This is a genomic window from Marvinbryantia formatexigens DSM 14469, assembly GCF_025148285.1.
Lineage (GTDB): Bacteria > Bacillota > Clostridia > Lachnospirales > Lachnospiraceae > Marvinbryantia > Marvinbryantia formatexigens.
The window spans coordinates 4,127,901-4,143,070 of sequence record NZ_CP102268.1; the positions used below are offsets into that span (position 1 = coordinate 4,127,901).

The window sequence follows — 15,170 nt, forward strand, 5'->3', positions numbered from 1 at the left end:
ATGACTGGATATTGGCTGCGGCGGCAGGACAATGCAGCATAATGTTTCTGTATGACAAATTCTCTTGCAACAAAGGGGAGTTTTATGGTATGGTAAGCATGATAGGAGTGTGGATAGAATGGTAAAAGTGAATCTGCCGTATGGCATTGACCTTTTTGAACAAGTGCGCAGCAGGAATTGTTATTACGTTGATAAGACTGACTTTATCCGGGAATTGTTAAATGAGGAATTCACGGTCAACTTGATTACCAGACCGCGCCGCTTTGGAAAGACTCTTACGATGAGCATGCTTGCAGAATTCTTCGATATCCGCAAGGATAGCAGGCAGATGTTCGAGGGGCTTGAAATAGCAAAATATACGGATTTCTGTGCGGAATGGATGAACCAGTGGCCGGTTCTGTTCCTGACTCTGAAGGACGTGGATGGGGACAGCTTTGAAGATGCATATGGGCTTCTGCAATATACAATATCTGTGCTTTGCATTGAACACAGTTATTTGACAGATAGCGATAAGGTTGACAGTGCGGACAAAGAGCGTTTCATTCGACTGAAAAGTGAAAATGGAACCGTGTCAGATGTAAAGGGCGCCTTGCTCACGCTGCTCCGCATGATGAAAGCACACTATGGCAGGGAAGTGATTTTACTTGTCGACGAGTATGACGTCCCGCTTGCGAAAGCCAGCGACAACGGATATTATGAGAAAATGCTGAACATCATTAAAAAGTTTCTCGGCATGACGTGGAAGTCCAATCCGAACTTAAAATTTGCGGTGGTGACAGGATGCCTCCGGATTGCGAAAGAGAGCATCTTTACAGGAGCGAACAATTTTATATCCGATTCAATATCCAGTAAAAAGTACCAGGATTGCTTCGGGTTTAGTGAGCCGGAGGTGATTGCATTGCTGGATGCCGCTGAATTGCAGGACGCTTTGCTTGAAATGAAAAAATGGTATGACGGGTACCTCTTTGGCAGTAAAGAAATATACTGCCCGTGGGATGTGATTAACCATGTCAGGGCTTTGATGACAGACCCGGATGCGAAGCCCGGAAATTACTGGATTGACACGAGCCACAATAATATCATCCGGCGTTTTATCGACCATCCGCAGATTAATGTCAACGAGAAGTTTGAGACGCTGCTGGGGGGCGGCGTGATCCAGGAGCCGGTCCGCGAGGATCTGACCTACGATATTGCCCATTCCACAGAGGATAACCTGTGGAGCATCCTGTATCTGACAGGTTATCTGACACAGGTCCCGCAGGAGAAACTTCCGGAGGGAATGCAGCCGGAGGACGGAAAAATGGCGCTGCGTATTCCGAATGAAGAAGTAAAGTCCGTGTTTGGAAGTACGGTAAAGAAATGGTTCGAGGAAAAAATAGCGGCACAGGACCGCACTGCCCTGTTTGAAGCATGGTGGGACGGCGATGCGGAAAAGCTGACGCAGGAGATTACGGATATCCTGTTTGACACAATCAGTTATTTTGACTATAAAGAGGATTACTATCATGCGATGGTCACGGGTATGTTCCTGGGCGCGGGATATGCAGTGAAGTCAAATTCAGAAGCCGGGACCGGCCGGGCAGACGTCATTATAAAAGAGCAGCGTCGCAGGCGTGCGCTTGTAATTGAGGTGAAATGGTCCGGAAAGAAAGGAAATGGGGACAGTCTGGAAAAAGAATGTGCGGATGCGCTTCAGCAGATTGAGAAGGAGCAGTATAAGAAAAACCTTGAGCTGGAAGGCTATAAGACCGTACTGTGTTATGGGGCTGCATTTCGTGGGAAAACCTGCCTGATAAAGCTTGTAGGCTGAGGTGGGATAATATGCAGACACCTCTGTGGATTTATGGTATCAGCATCAAAATAAATCCGGCCAGCAGAAGCAGGCAGGATACCCAGATTGCGCGCAGTCCCAGAACCAGGATGAGACGGCTGCCCGCTCCGGCGCCAAGCGCAAAGAAAAAGATAATGCCGAAATAGTGCAGTGCTTTGGAAAAATCCTGCCGGTTGTGCGTGATGCGGCAGGCGCAGAGGGATTCCACGCCGCTGCGGATATTTCCGATACACATGGTGCTGGCAAAGGAATAGCCGTTCACTTTCCGGAAAGCCTGCACCTGCATGGCGCAGGAAAAGGATACCAGGGCGTTTGCCGGAAGATTCAGCGACTCCGGAAGAAATCCGACAAAAAACAGCAGAAGCACCTCCAGCATAAGGACAAGCTGCCGCCAGTGCAGCCGCCCCTCAAAGAAACGATGAAACCGCCTCGTACGCCGGACACATTGCCGCTGCCTGTCCGCCCATCCGGCTGTCATCTTCCGGCAGAAATGCCGGATCATCTCCGCTGCCGCCACTCCGAGGGCAAAGGAGAGCAGCGGCACGAGATAGCGGAGGGCTGTATGCCAGTTTTTTGCGAAAAGACTTTCACTGAGCAGAACAATATTTCCGGTCTGCGCGTTGGCAAATACGCTGCCGCGGGTAAGATACGTGTAGGCATCCTGCAGTCCGCCCGATGCGGACAAAAAAGCCGCTGTCAGAAAGGCTTCGGACATCTGCCCGTGGGAAGGTAGCTTTTTCTTCATGGTTACACAGCCTTCCGTCCCGGAAATGTCAGCACCAGTGCGCTGTAGCTCAGCATAAATCCGGACAGATATGCCAGAAACATCTGTGAGGATGGTGCTGTAATAATTTTGTTCACTGTTCCGATAAGAAACCCGGCGCAAAGCGCGGCGAGCGCAGCACAGGTAACAGGATTAGCCGCTTTCTTACCGGAAATCTGACGGACAAGCTGCACGGCGATGGCCACGCAGAAAGCCAGAATCATAAGCAGTTCCATAATCTCTTCCATAACAATTCCCTCCATTTTTCTGCAGCGTCCCGTTCGCTGTGTCGAAGTAAACAGCACCAGGAGACGCTTGCACATTCGCAGCGCTTATACTATAATAGAAAACAAAGAATATGTAAAATGTATGTTTCGCATTTAATATATATCAAAATGACATGATAATGCCAGCGGCACCCATCTGGCAACGACCGGAGTGAAGCAAAGAGTTACTGTGAACGATGTGAACAGTAACAGCAAAGACGCACAGCGCGGAAAAATCCGCTGGCTTTATAGGAGGGCAACGTGTATATCAGCTACGATTATTACCGGGTATTTTATTATGTGGCGAGATACCGCAGCTTTACGCAGGCGGCAAATATCCTGCTGAATAATCAGCCGAACGTCACCCGCACGATTAAGAATCTGGAGCGGGAGCTGGGCTGTACGCTGTTTGTGCGCTCCAGCCGCGGCGTTTCCCTCACGCCGGAGGGGGAGAAGCTCTACGCGCATGTCCGCATCGCGGCGGAGCATATCCAGGAGGGCGAGCAGGAGCTGCTGCTGGACAGGGGGCTGCAGAGCGGCGTGGTTTCCATCGGCGCCAGCGAGGTGGCGCTGCACTGCCTGCTGCTTCCGGTGCTGAAACAGTTCCGGGAGCTTTATCCGGGCATTCGTCTGCGGGTATCAAATTATTCCACTCCGCAGGCGGTCGACGCGCTGAAAAACGGTCTGGTTGATTTTGCGGTGGTAACGACGCCGGCGGACACCTCCCCGCAGATGAAACTGAGCGTTCTGCGCACCTTGCGCGAGCAGGCAATCTGCGGTCCGGCATTCGCCCATCTGGCGGGCAGAAAAATCTCCCTTGCAGAGCTGGCGCAGTACCCCGTCATCTGCCTGGGAACGCAGACCAAAACCTATGCACTGTATCACGACTGGTTTCTGCAGCATCATCTGACGCTGGCGCCGGATATCGAGGCGGCGACGGCGGACCAGATTCTGCCGATGGTAAAGAACAATCTCGGCATCGGCTTCGTTCCGGAAGAATTTCTGAAAAATGAAACAGAAGGGGAGGGTATCCGGCGGCTGCAGCTTGCGGAGGAGGTTCCGGAGAGGGCTATCTGTCTGATAAGGCATACGGAGCATCCGCTGAGCATCGCCGCCGCGAAGCTGGAGCAGGTGCTTCTGGAAAAGGAGAGGACATCATGATTTATAAAATATTAATTGTGGAGGATGACCGCGTGATTGCGGATAAAATATGCGAATATCTGGCTTCCTTCGGATACGAGGCGCAGGTGGCTAAAAATTTCGCCAATATCACGGCGGAATTTTCCTCCTTCCTGCCGCATCTTGTACTGATGGATATTTCCCTGCCGTACTACAACGGCTACTACTGGTGCAGTGAGATCCGCAAGATCTCCAAAGCGCCCGTCATCTTTATTTCCTCCGCCTCCGACGACATGAACATCATCATGGCGGTCAATTACGGGGCGGATGATTTTCTGGCGAAGCCCTTTGAGCTGACGGTACTGACCGCAAAAATCCAGGCGGTGCTGCGCCGTACCTACGATTTTGCCGGGCAGACCAGTATCCTGGAGCACCGGGGTGCGGTGCTGAATATGGACAACACCACGCTGCTTTATGATGACAAGGTAGTGGAGCTGACGAAAAACGAGTACCGGATTCTGCGCATCCTGATGGAAAATAAGGGGCGTGTGGTGAGCCGCGACACGATTATGGCGCGTCTGTGGGAGACGGACAGTTTTATTGATGATAACACGCTTACCGTCAATGTCACAAGGCTTCGAAAAAAGCTGGAGCAGGCGGGGCTTTACGATTATATCGTGACGAAGAAAGGAATTGGTTATCTTGTGGAGTAAATATCTGATCGGTTATCTGAAGCGCATCTACAAGGTGCTGCTGTGGTTTCTGCTGCTTACCGGCTGCTTCTGTCTTGTCTATTTTCTGTATGATCTGCCGGTCTCCGCTGCGCTTTATGCGGCGCTGCTTTCCGTCGCCTGCGGACTGCTTTTTCTGATATTCGACTTTCTGCGCTATGTATCGCATTGCCGCAAGATTGAATTTATGCTCTCGCAGGAGCTTCCGGTGCCGGAGGATTTTCCGCTTCCCTTCGATTATCTGGAGGAGGAATACCAGGCGCTTATCCGGAAAATTTACAGAAACCGGATTGACGAGCAGGAGCGCTCCGCCATACAGTATGCGGATCTGATTGACTATTACACGCTGTGGGTCCATCAGATTAAGACGCCGATTTCCGCCATGAATCTGCTGCTGCAGACTGAAGAAAGCCCTCATGCCGGGGAAATGTCGCTGGAGCTTTTTAAAATCGAGCAGTATACGGAAATGGTGCTGCAGTATCTGCGGCTCGGCAGTACGGCAAACGATTTTGTCCTGCAGACGTATGACCTGGACGATATGATACGCCAGGCGCTGCGCAAATATGCCCGCATGTTTATCGGCAGGAAGCTGTCTGTCAATTTTTCAGAAACGCACCAGAAGGTGCTGACCGATGAGAAATGGATGGTATTTGTTATCGAACAGCTTTTATCAAATGCCCTAAAATATACCAACGCCGGAACGATTTCCATCTACGGCGCAGAGGGAGGGCAGGGCTTTGTGATAGAGGACACCGGCATCGGCATTTCCGCGGAGGATTTGCCGCGCATTTTTGAGAAAGGCTACACAGGCTTTAACGGCAGGCGGGATAAGAAAGCAACCGGGCTTGGACTTTATCTGTGCAAGCAGATTCTCGATAAGCTGGGGCATCGCATAGAGGTGGCATCGGTGCCGGGCACCGGTACGAAAATGACCGTAATATTTCCGAATCTTTCAAAATTGTAAGGCTGGACGGGGAAATGTAAGCCAAAGCTATGGCAGCGCATTTCCCCGTATTGTATATTTAGCATAAAGACAGCGCCCGGAAGGTTACTGCGAGTAAAGTGAACGGTACCCCTGGAAGCATTTGCGGGCGGGCGCTGCAATCAGAAAAAGGAGGATATACAATGCCATTATTAGATGTCACTCATTTGAAGAAAGTATATACGACCCGCTTTGGCGGAAACCAGGTGGTCGCTTTGAAAAACGTCAATTTTTCGGTGGAGCAGGGCGAATATGTTGCGATTATGGGCGAGAGCGGGAGCGGAAAAACCACGCTCCTCAATATTCTTGCCGCGCTCGACAAACCGACAGGCGGAGACGTGAAGCTGAACGGAAAGAGCCTGTCCGCTATCACGGAAAAGGAGCTGGCGGCTTTCCGGCGCACGAATCTCGGTTTCGTGTTCCAGGATTTCAATCTTCTGGACACCTTTTCCCTGGAGGACAATATCCTGCTGCCGCTGGTGCTCTCCGGGTGCAGCTACAGCCAGATGGAGGAGCGTTTAAACAACATTGCCTCGAAGCTTGCCATCTGCGATATCCTGAAAAAATTTCCCTACGAGGTGTCGGGCGGACAGAAGCAGCGCGTGGCGGCGGCGCGGGCGCTGATTACCAGACCGAAAATCGTCCTGGCGGACGAGCCGACCGGCGCGCTCGATTCCAAAGCGTCGGAAAACCTTCTGAAGCTGTTTTCCGATATCAACGCGGAGGGGCAGACCATTCTGATGGTCACGCACTCCACGAAGGCGGCGAGCTATGCGAAGCGCGTTCTGTTTATCCGTGACGGCGAGGTGTTTCATCAGATATACCGCGGGGAAATGACGAGCGAGGAAATGTTTGAGAAAATTTCCAATACACTGACGATTCTGCAGACAGGTGGTGAGCTTCATGCGTAGGGGACTGTTCCGCACGATGGCGTGGACCAATATCCGCAATAACCGCCGTTTTTACGTGCCGTTTCTGCTGACTATCATTCTGACGGCGGCAATGTTTTATAATATGTGCAGCGTAAGCCGGAATCCGGCGTTCACGGAGGAAGCGGCAATCGCAATGGTTCTGGAATTTGGCGTGTATATCATCGGGATATTTGCCGTAATCTTTATTTTTTATACAAACAGCTTTCTTACAAAGCGCCGGAAGCGGGAGCTGGGGCTTTACCACATCCTCGGTCTGGAAAAGCGTCACATCAGCTCTATTATGGCATGGGAAACGCTTTATCTGGCGTTCGCCGGCATTGCGGGCGGAATCGTCGCCGGACTTTTGCTGGACCGGCTGATGTTTCTGATTATTTTAAAGGTATTCCACTATCCGGTTGCGATAGAGTACCGGATTGATTCCTTTGCCGTGCGCACCACGCTGCTGGTGTTCGCCGCCATCTTTTTGCTGATTATGCTGTACAACATACATTCCATCCGGAAGGCTTCTGCGATAGAGCTGCTAAAGAGCGGCAATACCGGGGAGCGCGAGCCGAAAACGCGGTGGCTGATTGCTGTTATCGGGCTCGTCTGCATGGTGTCCGGCTACTACATTGCCATCACGACGGATAATATCCTGGACGCGCTGACCAAGCTGTTTGTCGCGGTGCTGCTCGTCATGGCGGGCACCTATTGCCTGTTTCTCGCCGGAAGCGTGGCGCTTCTGAAAATGCTGAAGAAGCGGAAAAGCTACTATTATCGCACAAATCATTTTGTGGCGGTTTCCGGAATGATATACCGCATGAAGCAGAACGCGGTCGGGCTTGCCAATATCTGTATTCTCTCAACCGGCGTGCTGCTGGTGATTTCCACGACCGTCAGTCTCTATGCCGGGATGGAGGAAATCGTCATCGCCCAGCATCCGACGGAGCTTGCCGTCACGTATTCCGACAGCAGCCCGGAGCAGAACCAGGCACTGGAGGAGATGATTGAAGAGACGGCATCGGAGCTTGGCATTACGCTGAAAAATTATGCCGCCTACCAGTCGCTCAGTATCACCTTCGTGCAGCGGGAAAATGAGCTGCTGGCGGATTCTTCGGTGGAAGACCGCAGCGCCGTCTCCTACGATGACCTTGCCGCCGTTACGATGATTTCCGCCGAAACCTATGAGCGCATGACGGGAGAGCGGCTGCAGCTTTCCGGAAACGAGGTCGCCATCTGCCATGAGAAAGGAACACTGGCGGACACCTTTCAGATGATGGGCGAGACCTACACAGTTTCGGAGCACCTGGAGAGCTTCCCGGTCAGCAATGAGATGGCGCAGATCGTGAAAGGCTGGTTTAATATCGTCGTGAGCAGCGATGAAAAGCTCTCCGAAATCGACCGCCTGCAAAAAGAGGTCTTTTCCTACCCAAGCTCTCTGAAATATGAGGTACAGTTTGACACAGAGGGCGGGCAGGAGACGGCGGACACACTGTATAACACCCTGCTGCAGAAAATGGAGGAGACGGAGGGAATGCCGCTGTATCTGGTCGGAAACCGCTATGAATTCCGCGCACAGAATTATGTGATGTATGGCAGCATCCTGTTCCTCGGCTGTTATCTTGGCGCATTGTTTTTGATGGCTACGGTTCTGATTATTTATTATAAGCAGATTATTGAGGGCTATGAGGACCGCGAGCGCTACGCCATCATGAGAAAGGTCGGTATGGACAGACGCGAGATCAAGCAGTCCATAAAAAGCCAGATTCTGATTATGTTTTTCCTGCCGCTGGGAACAGCTCTCATCCACTGCCTTGTTGCTTTTCCGCTGATGCGGCAGATACTGCAGGCATTTTATATGAACAACACGCCGCTGTTTGCCGGTGTGACCGCCGTGGTGGCAGGTATTTTCTCTATCTGTTATATTCTTGTTTACAGAATTACGGCGCGGAGCTATTATCATATTGTAAGCTGAAAAAAGTCTGAAACCTTTTGCCCCTTTTTTTCATCTAATGATTGTAAGACGAAAGCAATATTGCACATCATACAAGTCCGGATGAAAAAAGGGGCTGTTTGCCTCCAGAAAGAAAGGAGGGCTATAAAATGATACAGCTTGTAAAGCGCGCGATGAAGTCGGATACGGATGCATTTCTGGAGCTGATGGAGCGCAATTCTCTTGCAATGTACAAGGTAGCCCGTGGAATTTTAAATAACGATGAGGATGCGGCGGACGCCATTCAGGATACCATCCTTACCTGCTTTGAAAAGCTTCATACGCTGAAGAAGCCGGAGTATTTCAAAACCTGGATGATCCGCATTCTGATTAACGAATGCAACAGTATCCGCCGCCATTACAGCAATCTGAATCTGCAGGAGGATTTTGCGGATATTCCGCAGAGCGACGTGTCTATCGCGGAATTTGAGTTTAAGGAAATGCTGGAGACCGTGGATGAAAAATACCGTGTCGTGCTGATCCTGCACTATGTGGAGGGCTTTAAGCTCTCGGAGATTGCCGCGATTCTGGAGCTGAATGAAAATACGGTAAAGACCAGAATTGCGAGAGCCAGGCAGCAGCTGCGGGAAGCCTATGCGGATACGCTGCCCGCCAGCCCGCGGAAGGTTACTTATTATTCTGACGCAGACAGGAAAGGAGAAGGACAGAATGAACAGACAGAGCGATTTCACTTCATCAGAAGCACATTTGGATAAAACAATAGAGCAGGTACTGCAGCGGGATTTTGCGCTGCCTGACGCGGTAAAGAGGGCGCAGAGCGGGGCGTTTGATAAAATCCGCGCAGAAGCGCAGGCGCGCACCGGAAAGGAAACGAAAAAGGGACGCGGGCGCGGCAGGAGAAAAGCGCTTACGATTGCCGGTACGCTGGCGGCATCGGCTGCCGTGTTCTCCACCATCTGTATCTCCAACCCGGCGTTTGCGGCAAATATTCCGCTGGTGGGACATGTATTTGCAGAAATCGGCAGTTCTCTTGGTTTTTCCGGCGATTATGAAAAATACGCGACATCGCTTCAGGAAGCAAAGAGCGGCGCCGCAGCGGAAGAGCAGATTGTGTCCGCAGTTGACGGACAGACAGCGCCTGCCGGAGCAGAAGCTGCGGCGACCGGTGCAGACAAAAGCTACAGCCAGACCTTTAACGGCGTTACGGTTACTCTTTCCGAGGTTTACTGCAACGACATGTCTTTAAATGTGGCGCTGGTTGTCCGGTCGGAGGAAGGCTTCCCCGACATCAGAAAAGATGAGGACGGAAATGCCTACCTGTATCTGAGGAACGGCACGCTTCTTACAGACTACTATCCGGAAGCAGTCCCCATTACTGAGCCTGTAGAAGGAAGACTGACGGATGAGCATACCTTTGCCGGAGTTATGCGCTTTGACCTGGTCTATACCACAGAATCTGTCCAGGACGAGTATTTTGAAGCACGGAATGATTTCTTTGCGGAGAAGCTTGGCATCAGCAGAGAGGAGCTGGATACTGCGGCGTCCGATGTATATGACCGGCTGAGAGAAATTCTTGGCACGGATGTGCTGAGTGCTTCTGTAATAGCATCTGCCGGCGGACCGGACATAAAAGATTACACAGCTTATTATGAGGTTCCGGAGGATTTTTCTGTCACGCTGAAATTTGATAAGGTCGTTGCCGACCTGGCGGAGGCCTCCCTTCCGGCAATGCCGCAGGAGCTGGTAGATGAATATAAATATAATGCTGCTCTAGCGGAGCATGGTCTGGATATCGATGACTATGAGAATTTCACGGAGGAAGAAAAACAGATTGAGCACCAGCTATTTGAAGAGCAGCAGCGGAAGTATGACGAGCTTTATCCGGATGCAGGAATATTCCCGAACCGCTACGAAAACTGGTGGAAGGAGGGCGAATGGGATTTCACCTTTGGAGTATCAAAAAATACGGCTGATTCACAGGTGCTGGAAATCAATGATTTCGATGAGAGCGGACTTGGCGTGACCAGGGTTACGAAAACGCCGTTTGAGATTGTCGTAGAAATGCAGAGTCCGTCGGAGAGCTCTTCTCCCTCCGGAATGGGATATTTCCTGACGGCTCTGGATGAAAACGGAAAGCGGCTTCCCTATGGTTCCGGCAGTTCTACGAATACCTTTGCGGTGCAGGGGCAGGAAATCAGCCGGATAGATGTATATATCTGCGACTATGAGGACTTCATGAGCATAAAAGGACGGCTCCTGTCCGGCGAAGGTGCGGATAACAGGACGCTTCTGGAGGAAATGGCGCTGTATCATAAAGAAATTGTATTTGAATAAGAGCTGTTTGCAGAGCCGTTTCCAATCCGCTTTCCCGGATTCCTGCTTTTTTCGGAACAGAACTTTTCCTTTACAGCATCCCGGAAATCCGGTATAGTAAAAGACGGATGCGCGCTTCCGGCAGAGAATGAATCCGGCGGCGCGCATCCGCATCTGCATCGCAAAAGTCTGCACGGGAGGAAAAACGGAATGCTGAATTATATTGTTCTTATCTATCTTGCCGCTGTCAATCTGCTCGCTTTTGGCACATTCGGACTGGATAAATACCGGGCGGTAAAAGGAAAATGGCGCGTGCCGGAGCGCAGATTATTTCTGCTTGCAGCGGCGGGCGGCTCCGCGGGAGCGCTGCTTGGCATGTATGTGTTTCACCACAAAACGCAGAAACATAAGTTTACGGTCGGGATGCCGCTTATCCTGGCGGCACAGTGTCTTCTGGCTGTTTCTATACTGCATCAGTTATAGTAATGGTTACTGCCGTGTTGACTGCAGGTGCAGCAGTCTGCACGGCGTTTTTGCTGCCATTCATACGGCAGGAACGTCCGGAGGACGTTTTAGTGCACGGAAAAAGCATTTGTTTGCCGCAAAGGATACAAAAAGGATATAATTTTATGCTATATTGTAAATAAAGAGCAGGTGGGAAGGAAATTGGTGAGATGGATCAGAAGCTTTTGGTTGTGGAGGATGATCGGCGTCTGCAGGAGATTATTTCCGATTATTTTGAAAGCAAGGGCTGGCAGGTGAGGGTGACAGATGACGGAGAGGAAGTGCTGGAAAAAATACAGACAAATTCCTATCAGTTAATTCTTCTGGATGTTATGCTTCCGGGAGAGAACGGATTTACTATCTGCCGGAAAATACGGGAAATCAGTGATGTCCCGGTTATTTTCATCACGGCGCGCGTACAGGAAGAGGACGAATTAAATGGCTACGCAATGGGTGCGGATGATTATGTGACAAAACCATTTTCACTGCCGGTATTATATGCGAAAGTGACTGCACTCATTGGGAGAATGCATGGCAGTTCTGCAGGCAGGCGGATTCGTGCAGGAGACATCGAAGTCGATGTGCGTACACATGAGGTGTGGTCCGGCGAAGAGCGATGTGAGCTGCCTCCAAAAGAATATGAGCTGCTTTTGTTTTTTCTGGAAAACCCCAAACGCATATTTAGCCGTGAACAGCTGCTGATTCGCTTCTGGGGATATGATTTTGATGGAAATGAGCGCGTTGTAGACAACCATATAAAAAAGCTTCGGAAACTTCTGGGAAAAAGCGGAAGCATGATCCGGACGATCAGAAAGTCCGGCTACCGGATGGAGGTGATTCCATGAGGTCGGGAAAAAGATGGCAGGCGTTTGTTGCAGCGGGATTCATAATACTATATTTGACAATTATGCTGGCATGCACATTTCTTGTGAAGGGGAAATATCTGAATGAATTTGAGCACAGCTTTCAAACGCAATTAAGCAGTCTGACAGAAGTGATAGAAACGCTGGGAAATGCAGAAGAAGACAGCGGAGAAGATATGGAAGAAGCTGTGAAAGGAAAAGAAGCGTCATACCAATATCTGGTATCAACTGTACTTCTTCATTCCAAATATCAGCAATATGCGGCGGTTTTTTATGATAAGGAAGGCAAAATTGCAGTACGGAGCCAGTATGCCAGCGCAGTGCAGAACTATCAGGATTACAGGCTGGGAGCTCAAAATGTTTTTTCGCTATCTTCATTTTTTTCGGAGGAAGAAATTGACCGACTGGCACGGTATGCACTGGAAAGGCAGGAAGAGCTTCGCGCTCACAAACCGGAAAAATATCGTTTTCTGGGAAAGATAGCAGAGGAAGACGGCAGTTTGCTTGGCCTTTTTGTTCAGAGAGTATTCTGGCAAACAGATATAAGCATTGAGGATGGAGAGCAGGACCCATTTACCGGTTCGAAATCAGAAATTTCATATTCGGACGATAAAAATGATGCGGTAAGCTATGTGCAGACCGGCAGTGAGGTTGTATGGGAATGGGAGAGCCGGGACGCCGAAGAAATGACGGTGGGCACAAGGCAGATAAGCCTTGTATTTCCGGGGCTGACCTATGGCTACAGAGACTGGAAGCGCTGGAAAAACAGCGATTATCTGCAGCATACGGTGCCGGAAGACCTGGAAAACTACTACGGTTCTTTCAGTGAAAAGGTGCGCATGAGCTCCGAAGCATTTCAACCGCGCTTTAAAGAAGATTATACGGTTTCTATCGGAAATCGTACCTGTGACCTTACCCTGCTCAGCGAGTGCAGACCCTGGGCAGCAGCGATGGATTATATGAAATATGTCTATCTGGCAGGTTTTCTTTTGATGACCGCCTGTATGACGGCAGTGATGTTTGTCGTTCACAAAAACGAAGAGCGACGGTCAAGGCTGGAAGAAAACCAGCGTGATTTTATCAATGCGATGGCCCATGAAATGAAGACGCCCCTTGGGATTATTCGCGGTTTTGCAGAAAATCTGCAGGAAAATACCGTGGCAGAGAAAAAAGACTATTATTTGCAGCAGATTATCGGACAGACGGAGGTAATGGACAGTATGGTTGCAGACATTATCGGAGCTGCAAGATTGGAATCACAGCATCTGGTGCTGCAGAAAGAAATGATTTCCGTGAACAATCTTCTGCGGAAACAACTGGGAAAATTCGGACCGCTGATAGAAGAAAAAGGGGTATCTCTGCAATTTTCCATGCAGGAAGTGTTTGAACTGGAAGGCGATAACAAATATCTGGAGAAGGCATTTGCCAATCTGATTGACAATGCCGTCAGCTATTGCGACAGGGGCGGTATCATTAAGATCGTCACGGATGCACAGGGATGCCGGATAGAAAATACCTGTGCGTCCGTACAGGAGGAGGATGTACAGCGTGCTTTTGATATTTTTTATCGGGGAAAGCGCACTGCATCTGCAGAAAAGCATCTCGGAATTGGTTTGTATCTTGCCAGAAAAATTTTAAATTTGCATGCTGTACGGATTACTGCTGAAAAGACACCGGATGGATTTCGCGTGACATGTAAAAAAACAGGGGGGAAGCGTAGATTATGAAAAGAATAATGGCAACGGGATTGATAATGGGAATGATGTTTATAAGCGGCGGCTGTGATCTGCAGGACGGAACTTTTGTATTTAATCTGAATGGTGAGGCGAAGATAGAGAAGGAGACAGAAGCTGTCGCATCAGAAAAATACGTATCTGTGCAGACTGAGCATTTGCAGCAGACAGAGTACTCAGAGCAGACAGAGTATTCGCAGCGGGTTGCAGAGACGGTCAGTCGCAAGCCGCTATTCCGGGATGAGGATGGAACAATCCACGGTCCTCAGCTTAATCTGGGAGAAGGCGGAACGCCGGTGTATGACTATGATATTGAAGATTCACTGGCGGCGGCGCCGCAAGAGTGGATAAACTATACGTATCCGGGCAGAAAACAGTCGTATCTCTCCCCGTCCGGGACATGGCTGTTTAAGGACACGGACGGAACTATTCATGGCGCGCAGATTGGAACCACAGATGCAGGCTCTATTTTGTTTGATTATGAATTCGATATTAATGAAATTCCGGAAGAGTGGAAAAACTGGCAGTAGTTACTATTCACTCCGTTTTCAGTAACCTGGAAGTAACCGTATGCTGGATGAGAGCAGAAAAAGTGATTGACAAACATACACAGGCGCACTATACTATAGTTGTGTAATTGATAATTGCTGTATCAAGTGCAGAGCAGTCATACATACTGTTTTGAAGAGGGAATTGGGTGAGAATCCCAAGCGAACCGGTCACTGTGTTCAGAGAGCGGACTCCAATATGTCATTGCGTCACCCATGACGCGAGAAGGCGGAGCGAGCGCAGACCTGTAAGTCAGGAAACCTGCTTGATATATGAGATGTGCTCCTGGTTATAGCGCAGCATCCAACCAAGCCGCTTCGCGGTTTGTGAATGTGACTGTATGGGTGAACAGTTACTTGATTTTTTGGAAATCTCAGAGCAAGGAGAATACACAACATAATACCTCCTTCATACCGTCCGATGCAGAATAGCTGACATTTCTGCAGAATACGGAATGGGTTCCCGGCAGGGCTTACCTGCCGGGATTTTTTTCGTTTCAGAAAAAACAAAAATGCCTGCGCATAAAAGCCGCATCACAGAAGGACTGGCAGGCGAAAGAGCGTCGCCTCTTTGTTAATAAAATGTCCATGCCGTTAAATATATATCATTTATTGTAATTTTGAACATAAAATGATATGATGAAGAAAAACA

Annotated in this window: 14 protein-coding genes and 1 riboswitch; of the genes, 12 read left to right on the forward strand and 2 right to left on the reverse strand. The window is 49.8% G+C overall.

Annotated elements, in window-relative coordinates; all coding sequences use genetic code 11:
- Positions 1 to 118: 118 nt before the first annotated feature.
- Complete coding sequence (locus tag NQ534_RS19305; protein WP_006861120.1) at positions 119 to 1,810, forward strand: AAA family ATPase; 1,692 nt, start codon at positions 119 to 121, stop codon at positions 1,808 to 1,810.
- A 31-nt stretch (positions 1,811 to 1,841) separates the two neighbouring features.
- On the opposite strand, the gene NQ534_RS19310 is transcribed toward NQ534_RS19305, so the two are convergent.
- On the reverse strand, positions 1,842 to 2,576 hold the full coding sequence (locus tag NQ534_RS19310) for a YoaK family protein (protein ID WP_006861119.1): 735 nt from the start codon (positions 2,574 to 2,576) through the stop codon (positions 1,842 to 1,844).
- A gap of 2 nt (positions 2,577 to 2,578) precedes the next feature.
- A complete protein-coding gene (locus NQ534_RS19315; protein WP_040782456.1) occupies positions 2,579 to 2,842 on the reverse strand; it encodes a hypothetical protein in 264 nt (87 codons plus the stop codon).
- A 279-nt stretch (positions 2,843 to 3,121) separates the two neighbouring features.
- Here NQ534_RS19315 and NQ534_RS19320 point away from each other — a divergent pair, with 279 nt between their 5' ends.
- The 11 genes from NQ534_RS19320 (at position 3,122) to NQ534_RS19370 (ending at position 14,500) form a co-directional block, all read left to right on the forward strand.
- Positions 3,122 to 4,021 carry a LysR family transcriptional regulator gene (locus tag NQ534_RS19320; protein ID WP_006861117.1) on the forward strand — a complete coding sequence of 300 codons (900 nt, stop codon included), beginning with the start codon at positions 3,122 to 3,124 and terminating at the stop codon, positions 4,019 to 4,021.
- Positions 4,021 to 4,692, forward strand: a complete 672-nt coding sequence (locus tag NQ534_RS19325) for a response regulator transcription factor (RefSeq protein WP_040782573.1) — start codon at positions 4,021 to 4,023, stop codon at positions 4,690 to 4,692. Before NQ534_RS19320 ends, NQ534_RS19325 begins: the two co-directional genes overlap by 1 nt.
- Positions 4,682 to 5,674, forward strand: a complete 993-nt coding sequence (locus NQ534_RS19330; RefSeq protein ID WP_006861115.1) for a sensor histidine kinase — start codon at positions 4,682 to 4,684, stop codon at positions 5,672 to 5,674. Before NQ534_RS19325 ends, NQ534_RS19330 begins: the two co-directional genes overlap by 11 nt.
- 161 nt (positions 5,675 to 5,835) lie before the next feature.
- Positions 5,836 to 6,603, forward strand: a complete 768-nt coding sequence (locus tag NQ534_RS19335; protein WP_006861114.1) for an ABC transporter ATP-binding protein — start codon at positions 5,836 to 5,838, stop codon at positions 6,601 to 6,603.
- Positions 6,596 to 8,578, forward strand: a complete 1,983-nt coding sequence (locus NQ534_RS19340) for an ABC transporter permease (protein ID WP_006861113.1) — start codon at positions 6,596 to 6,598, stop codon at positions 8,576 to 8,578. The genes NQ534_RS19335 and NQ534_RS19340 overlap by 8 nt, the downstream gene beginning before the upstream one ends.
- A 128-nt stretch (positions 8,579 to 8,706) precedes the next feature.
- Entirely contained in the window at positions 8,707 to 9,312 is a 606-nt protein-coding gene (locus NQ534_RS19345) for an RNA polymerase sigma factor (RefSeq protein ID WP_006861112.1), read from the forward strand.
- Positions 9,266 to 10,891: a DUF4179 domain-containing protein gene (locus tag NQ534_RS19350; protein ID WP_040782452.1), complete on the forward strand. Its 1,626-nt coding sequence runs from the start codon at positions 9,266 to 9,268 to the stop codon at positions 10,889 to 10,891. Before NQ534_RS19345 ends, NQ534_RS19350 begins: the two co-directional genes overlap by 47 nt.
- A 189-nt stretch (positions 10,892 to 11,080) precedes the next feature.
- The gene (locus NQ534_RS19355; protein ID WP_006861110.1) at positions 11,081 to 11,353 is read left to right on the forward strand and encodes a DUF1294 domain-containing protein; all 273 of its coding nucleotides are present in this window, start codon (positions 11,081 to 11,083) and stop codon (positions 11,351 to 11,353) included.
- Between the two features lie 191 nt (positions 11,354 to 11,544).
- Positions 11,545 to 12,219: a response regulator transcription factor gene (locus tag NQ534_RS19360; RefSeq protein WP_006861108.1), complete on the forward strand. Its 675-nt coding sequence runs from the start codon at positions 11,545 to 11,547 to the stop codon at positions 12,217 to 12,219.
- Positions 12,216 to 13,964 (forward strand): sensor histidine kinase, encoded by a 1,749-nt coding sequence (locus tag NQ534_RS19365; RefSeq protein ID WP_006861107.1) that lies wholly within the window; start codon positions 12,216 to 12,218, stop codon positions 13,962 to 13,964. Before NQ534_RS19360 ends, NQ534_RS19365 begins: the two co-directional genes overlap by 4 nt.
- Positions 13,961 to 14,500, forward strand: coding sequence for a hypothetical protein (locus NQ534_RS19370; RefSeq protein ID WP_006861106.1), 540 nt, complete (start codon positions 13,961 to 13,963; stop codon positions 14,498 to 14,500). The genes NQ534_RS19365 and NQ534_RS19370 overlap by 4 nt, the downstream gene beginning before the upstream one ends.
- Before the next feature lie 107 nt (positions 14,501 to 14,607).
- A riboswitch (cobalamin riboswitch) is annotated at positions 14,608 to 14,802 on the forward strand.
- Positions 14,803 to 15,170 lie beyond the last annotated feature (368 nt).

What these genes read in the sequence shown, in the direction of transcription:
- NQ534_RS19305 (WP_006861120.1), top strand. Translation starts at nt 119, where the DNA reads ATGGTAAAAGTGAATCTGCCGTATGGCATTGACCTTTTTGAACAAGTG.
- NQ534_RS19310 (WP_006861119.1), bottom strand. Translation starts at nt 2,576, where the DNA reads ATGAAGAAAAAGCTACCTTCCCACGGGCAGATGTCCGAAGCCTTTCTG.
- NQ534_RS19315 (WP_040782456.1), bottom strand. Translation starts at nt 2,842, where the DNA reads ATGGAAGAGATTATGGAACTGCTTATGATTCTGGCTTTCTGCGTGGCC.
- NQ534_RS19335 (WP_006861114.1), top strand. Translation starts at nt 5,836, where the DNA reads ATGCCATTATTAGATGTCACTCATTTGAAGAAAGTATATACGACCCGC.
- NQ534_RS19340 (WP_006861113.1), top strand. Translation starts at nt 6,596, where the DNA reads ATGCGTAGGGGACTGTTCCGCACGATGGCGTGGACCAATATCCGCAAT.
- NQ534_RS19345 (WP_006861112.1), top strand. Translation starts at nt 8,707, where the DNA reads ATGATACAGCTTGTAAAGCGCGCGATGAAGTCGGATACGGATGCATTT.
- NQ534_RS19350 (WP_040782452.1), top strand. Translation starts at nt 9,266, where the DNA reads ATGAACAGACAGAGCGATTTCACTTCATCAGAAGCACATTTGGATAAA.
- NQ534_RS19355 (WP_006861110.1), top strand. Translation starts at nt 11,081, where the DNA reads ATGCTGAATTATATTGTTCTTATCTATCTTGCCGCTGTCAATCTGCTC.
- NQ534_RS19360 (WP_006861108.1), top strand. Translation starts at nt 11,545, where the DNA reads ATGGATCAGAAGCTTTTGGTTGTGGAGGATGATCGGCGTCTGCAGGAG.
- NQ534_RS19365 (WP_006861107.1), top strand. Translation starts at nt 12,216, where the DNA reads ATGAGGTCGGGAAAAAGATGGCAGGCGTTTGTTGCAGCGGGATTCATA.
- NQ534_RS19370 (WP_006861106.1), top strand. Translation starts at nt 13,961, where the DNA reads ATGAAAAGAATAATGGCAACGGGATTGATAATGGGAATGATGTTTATA.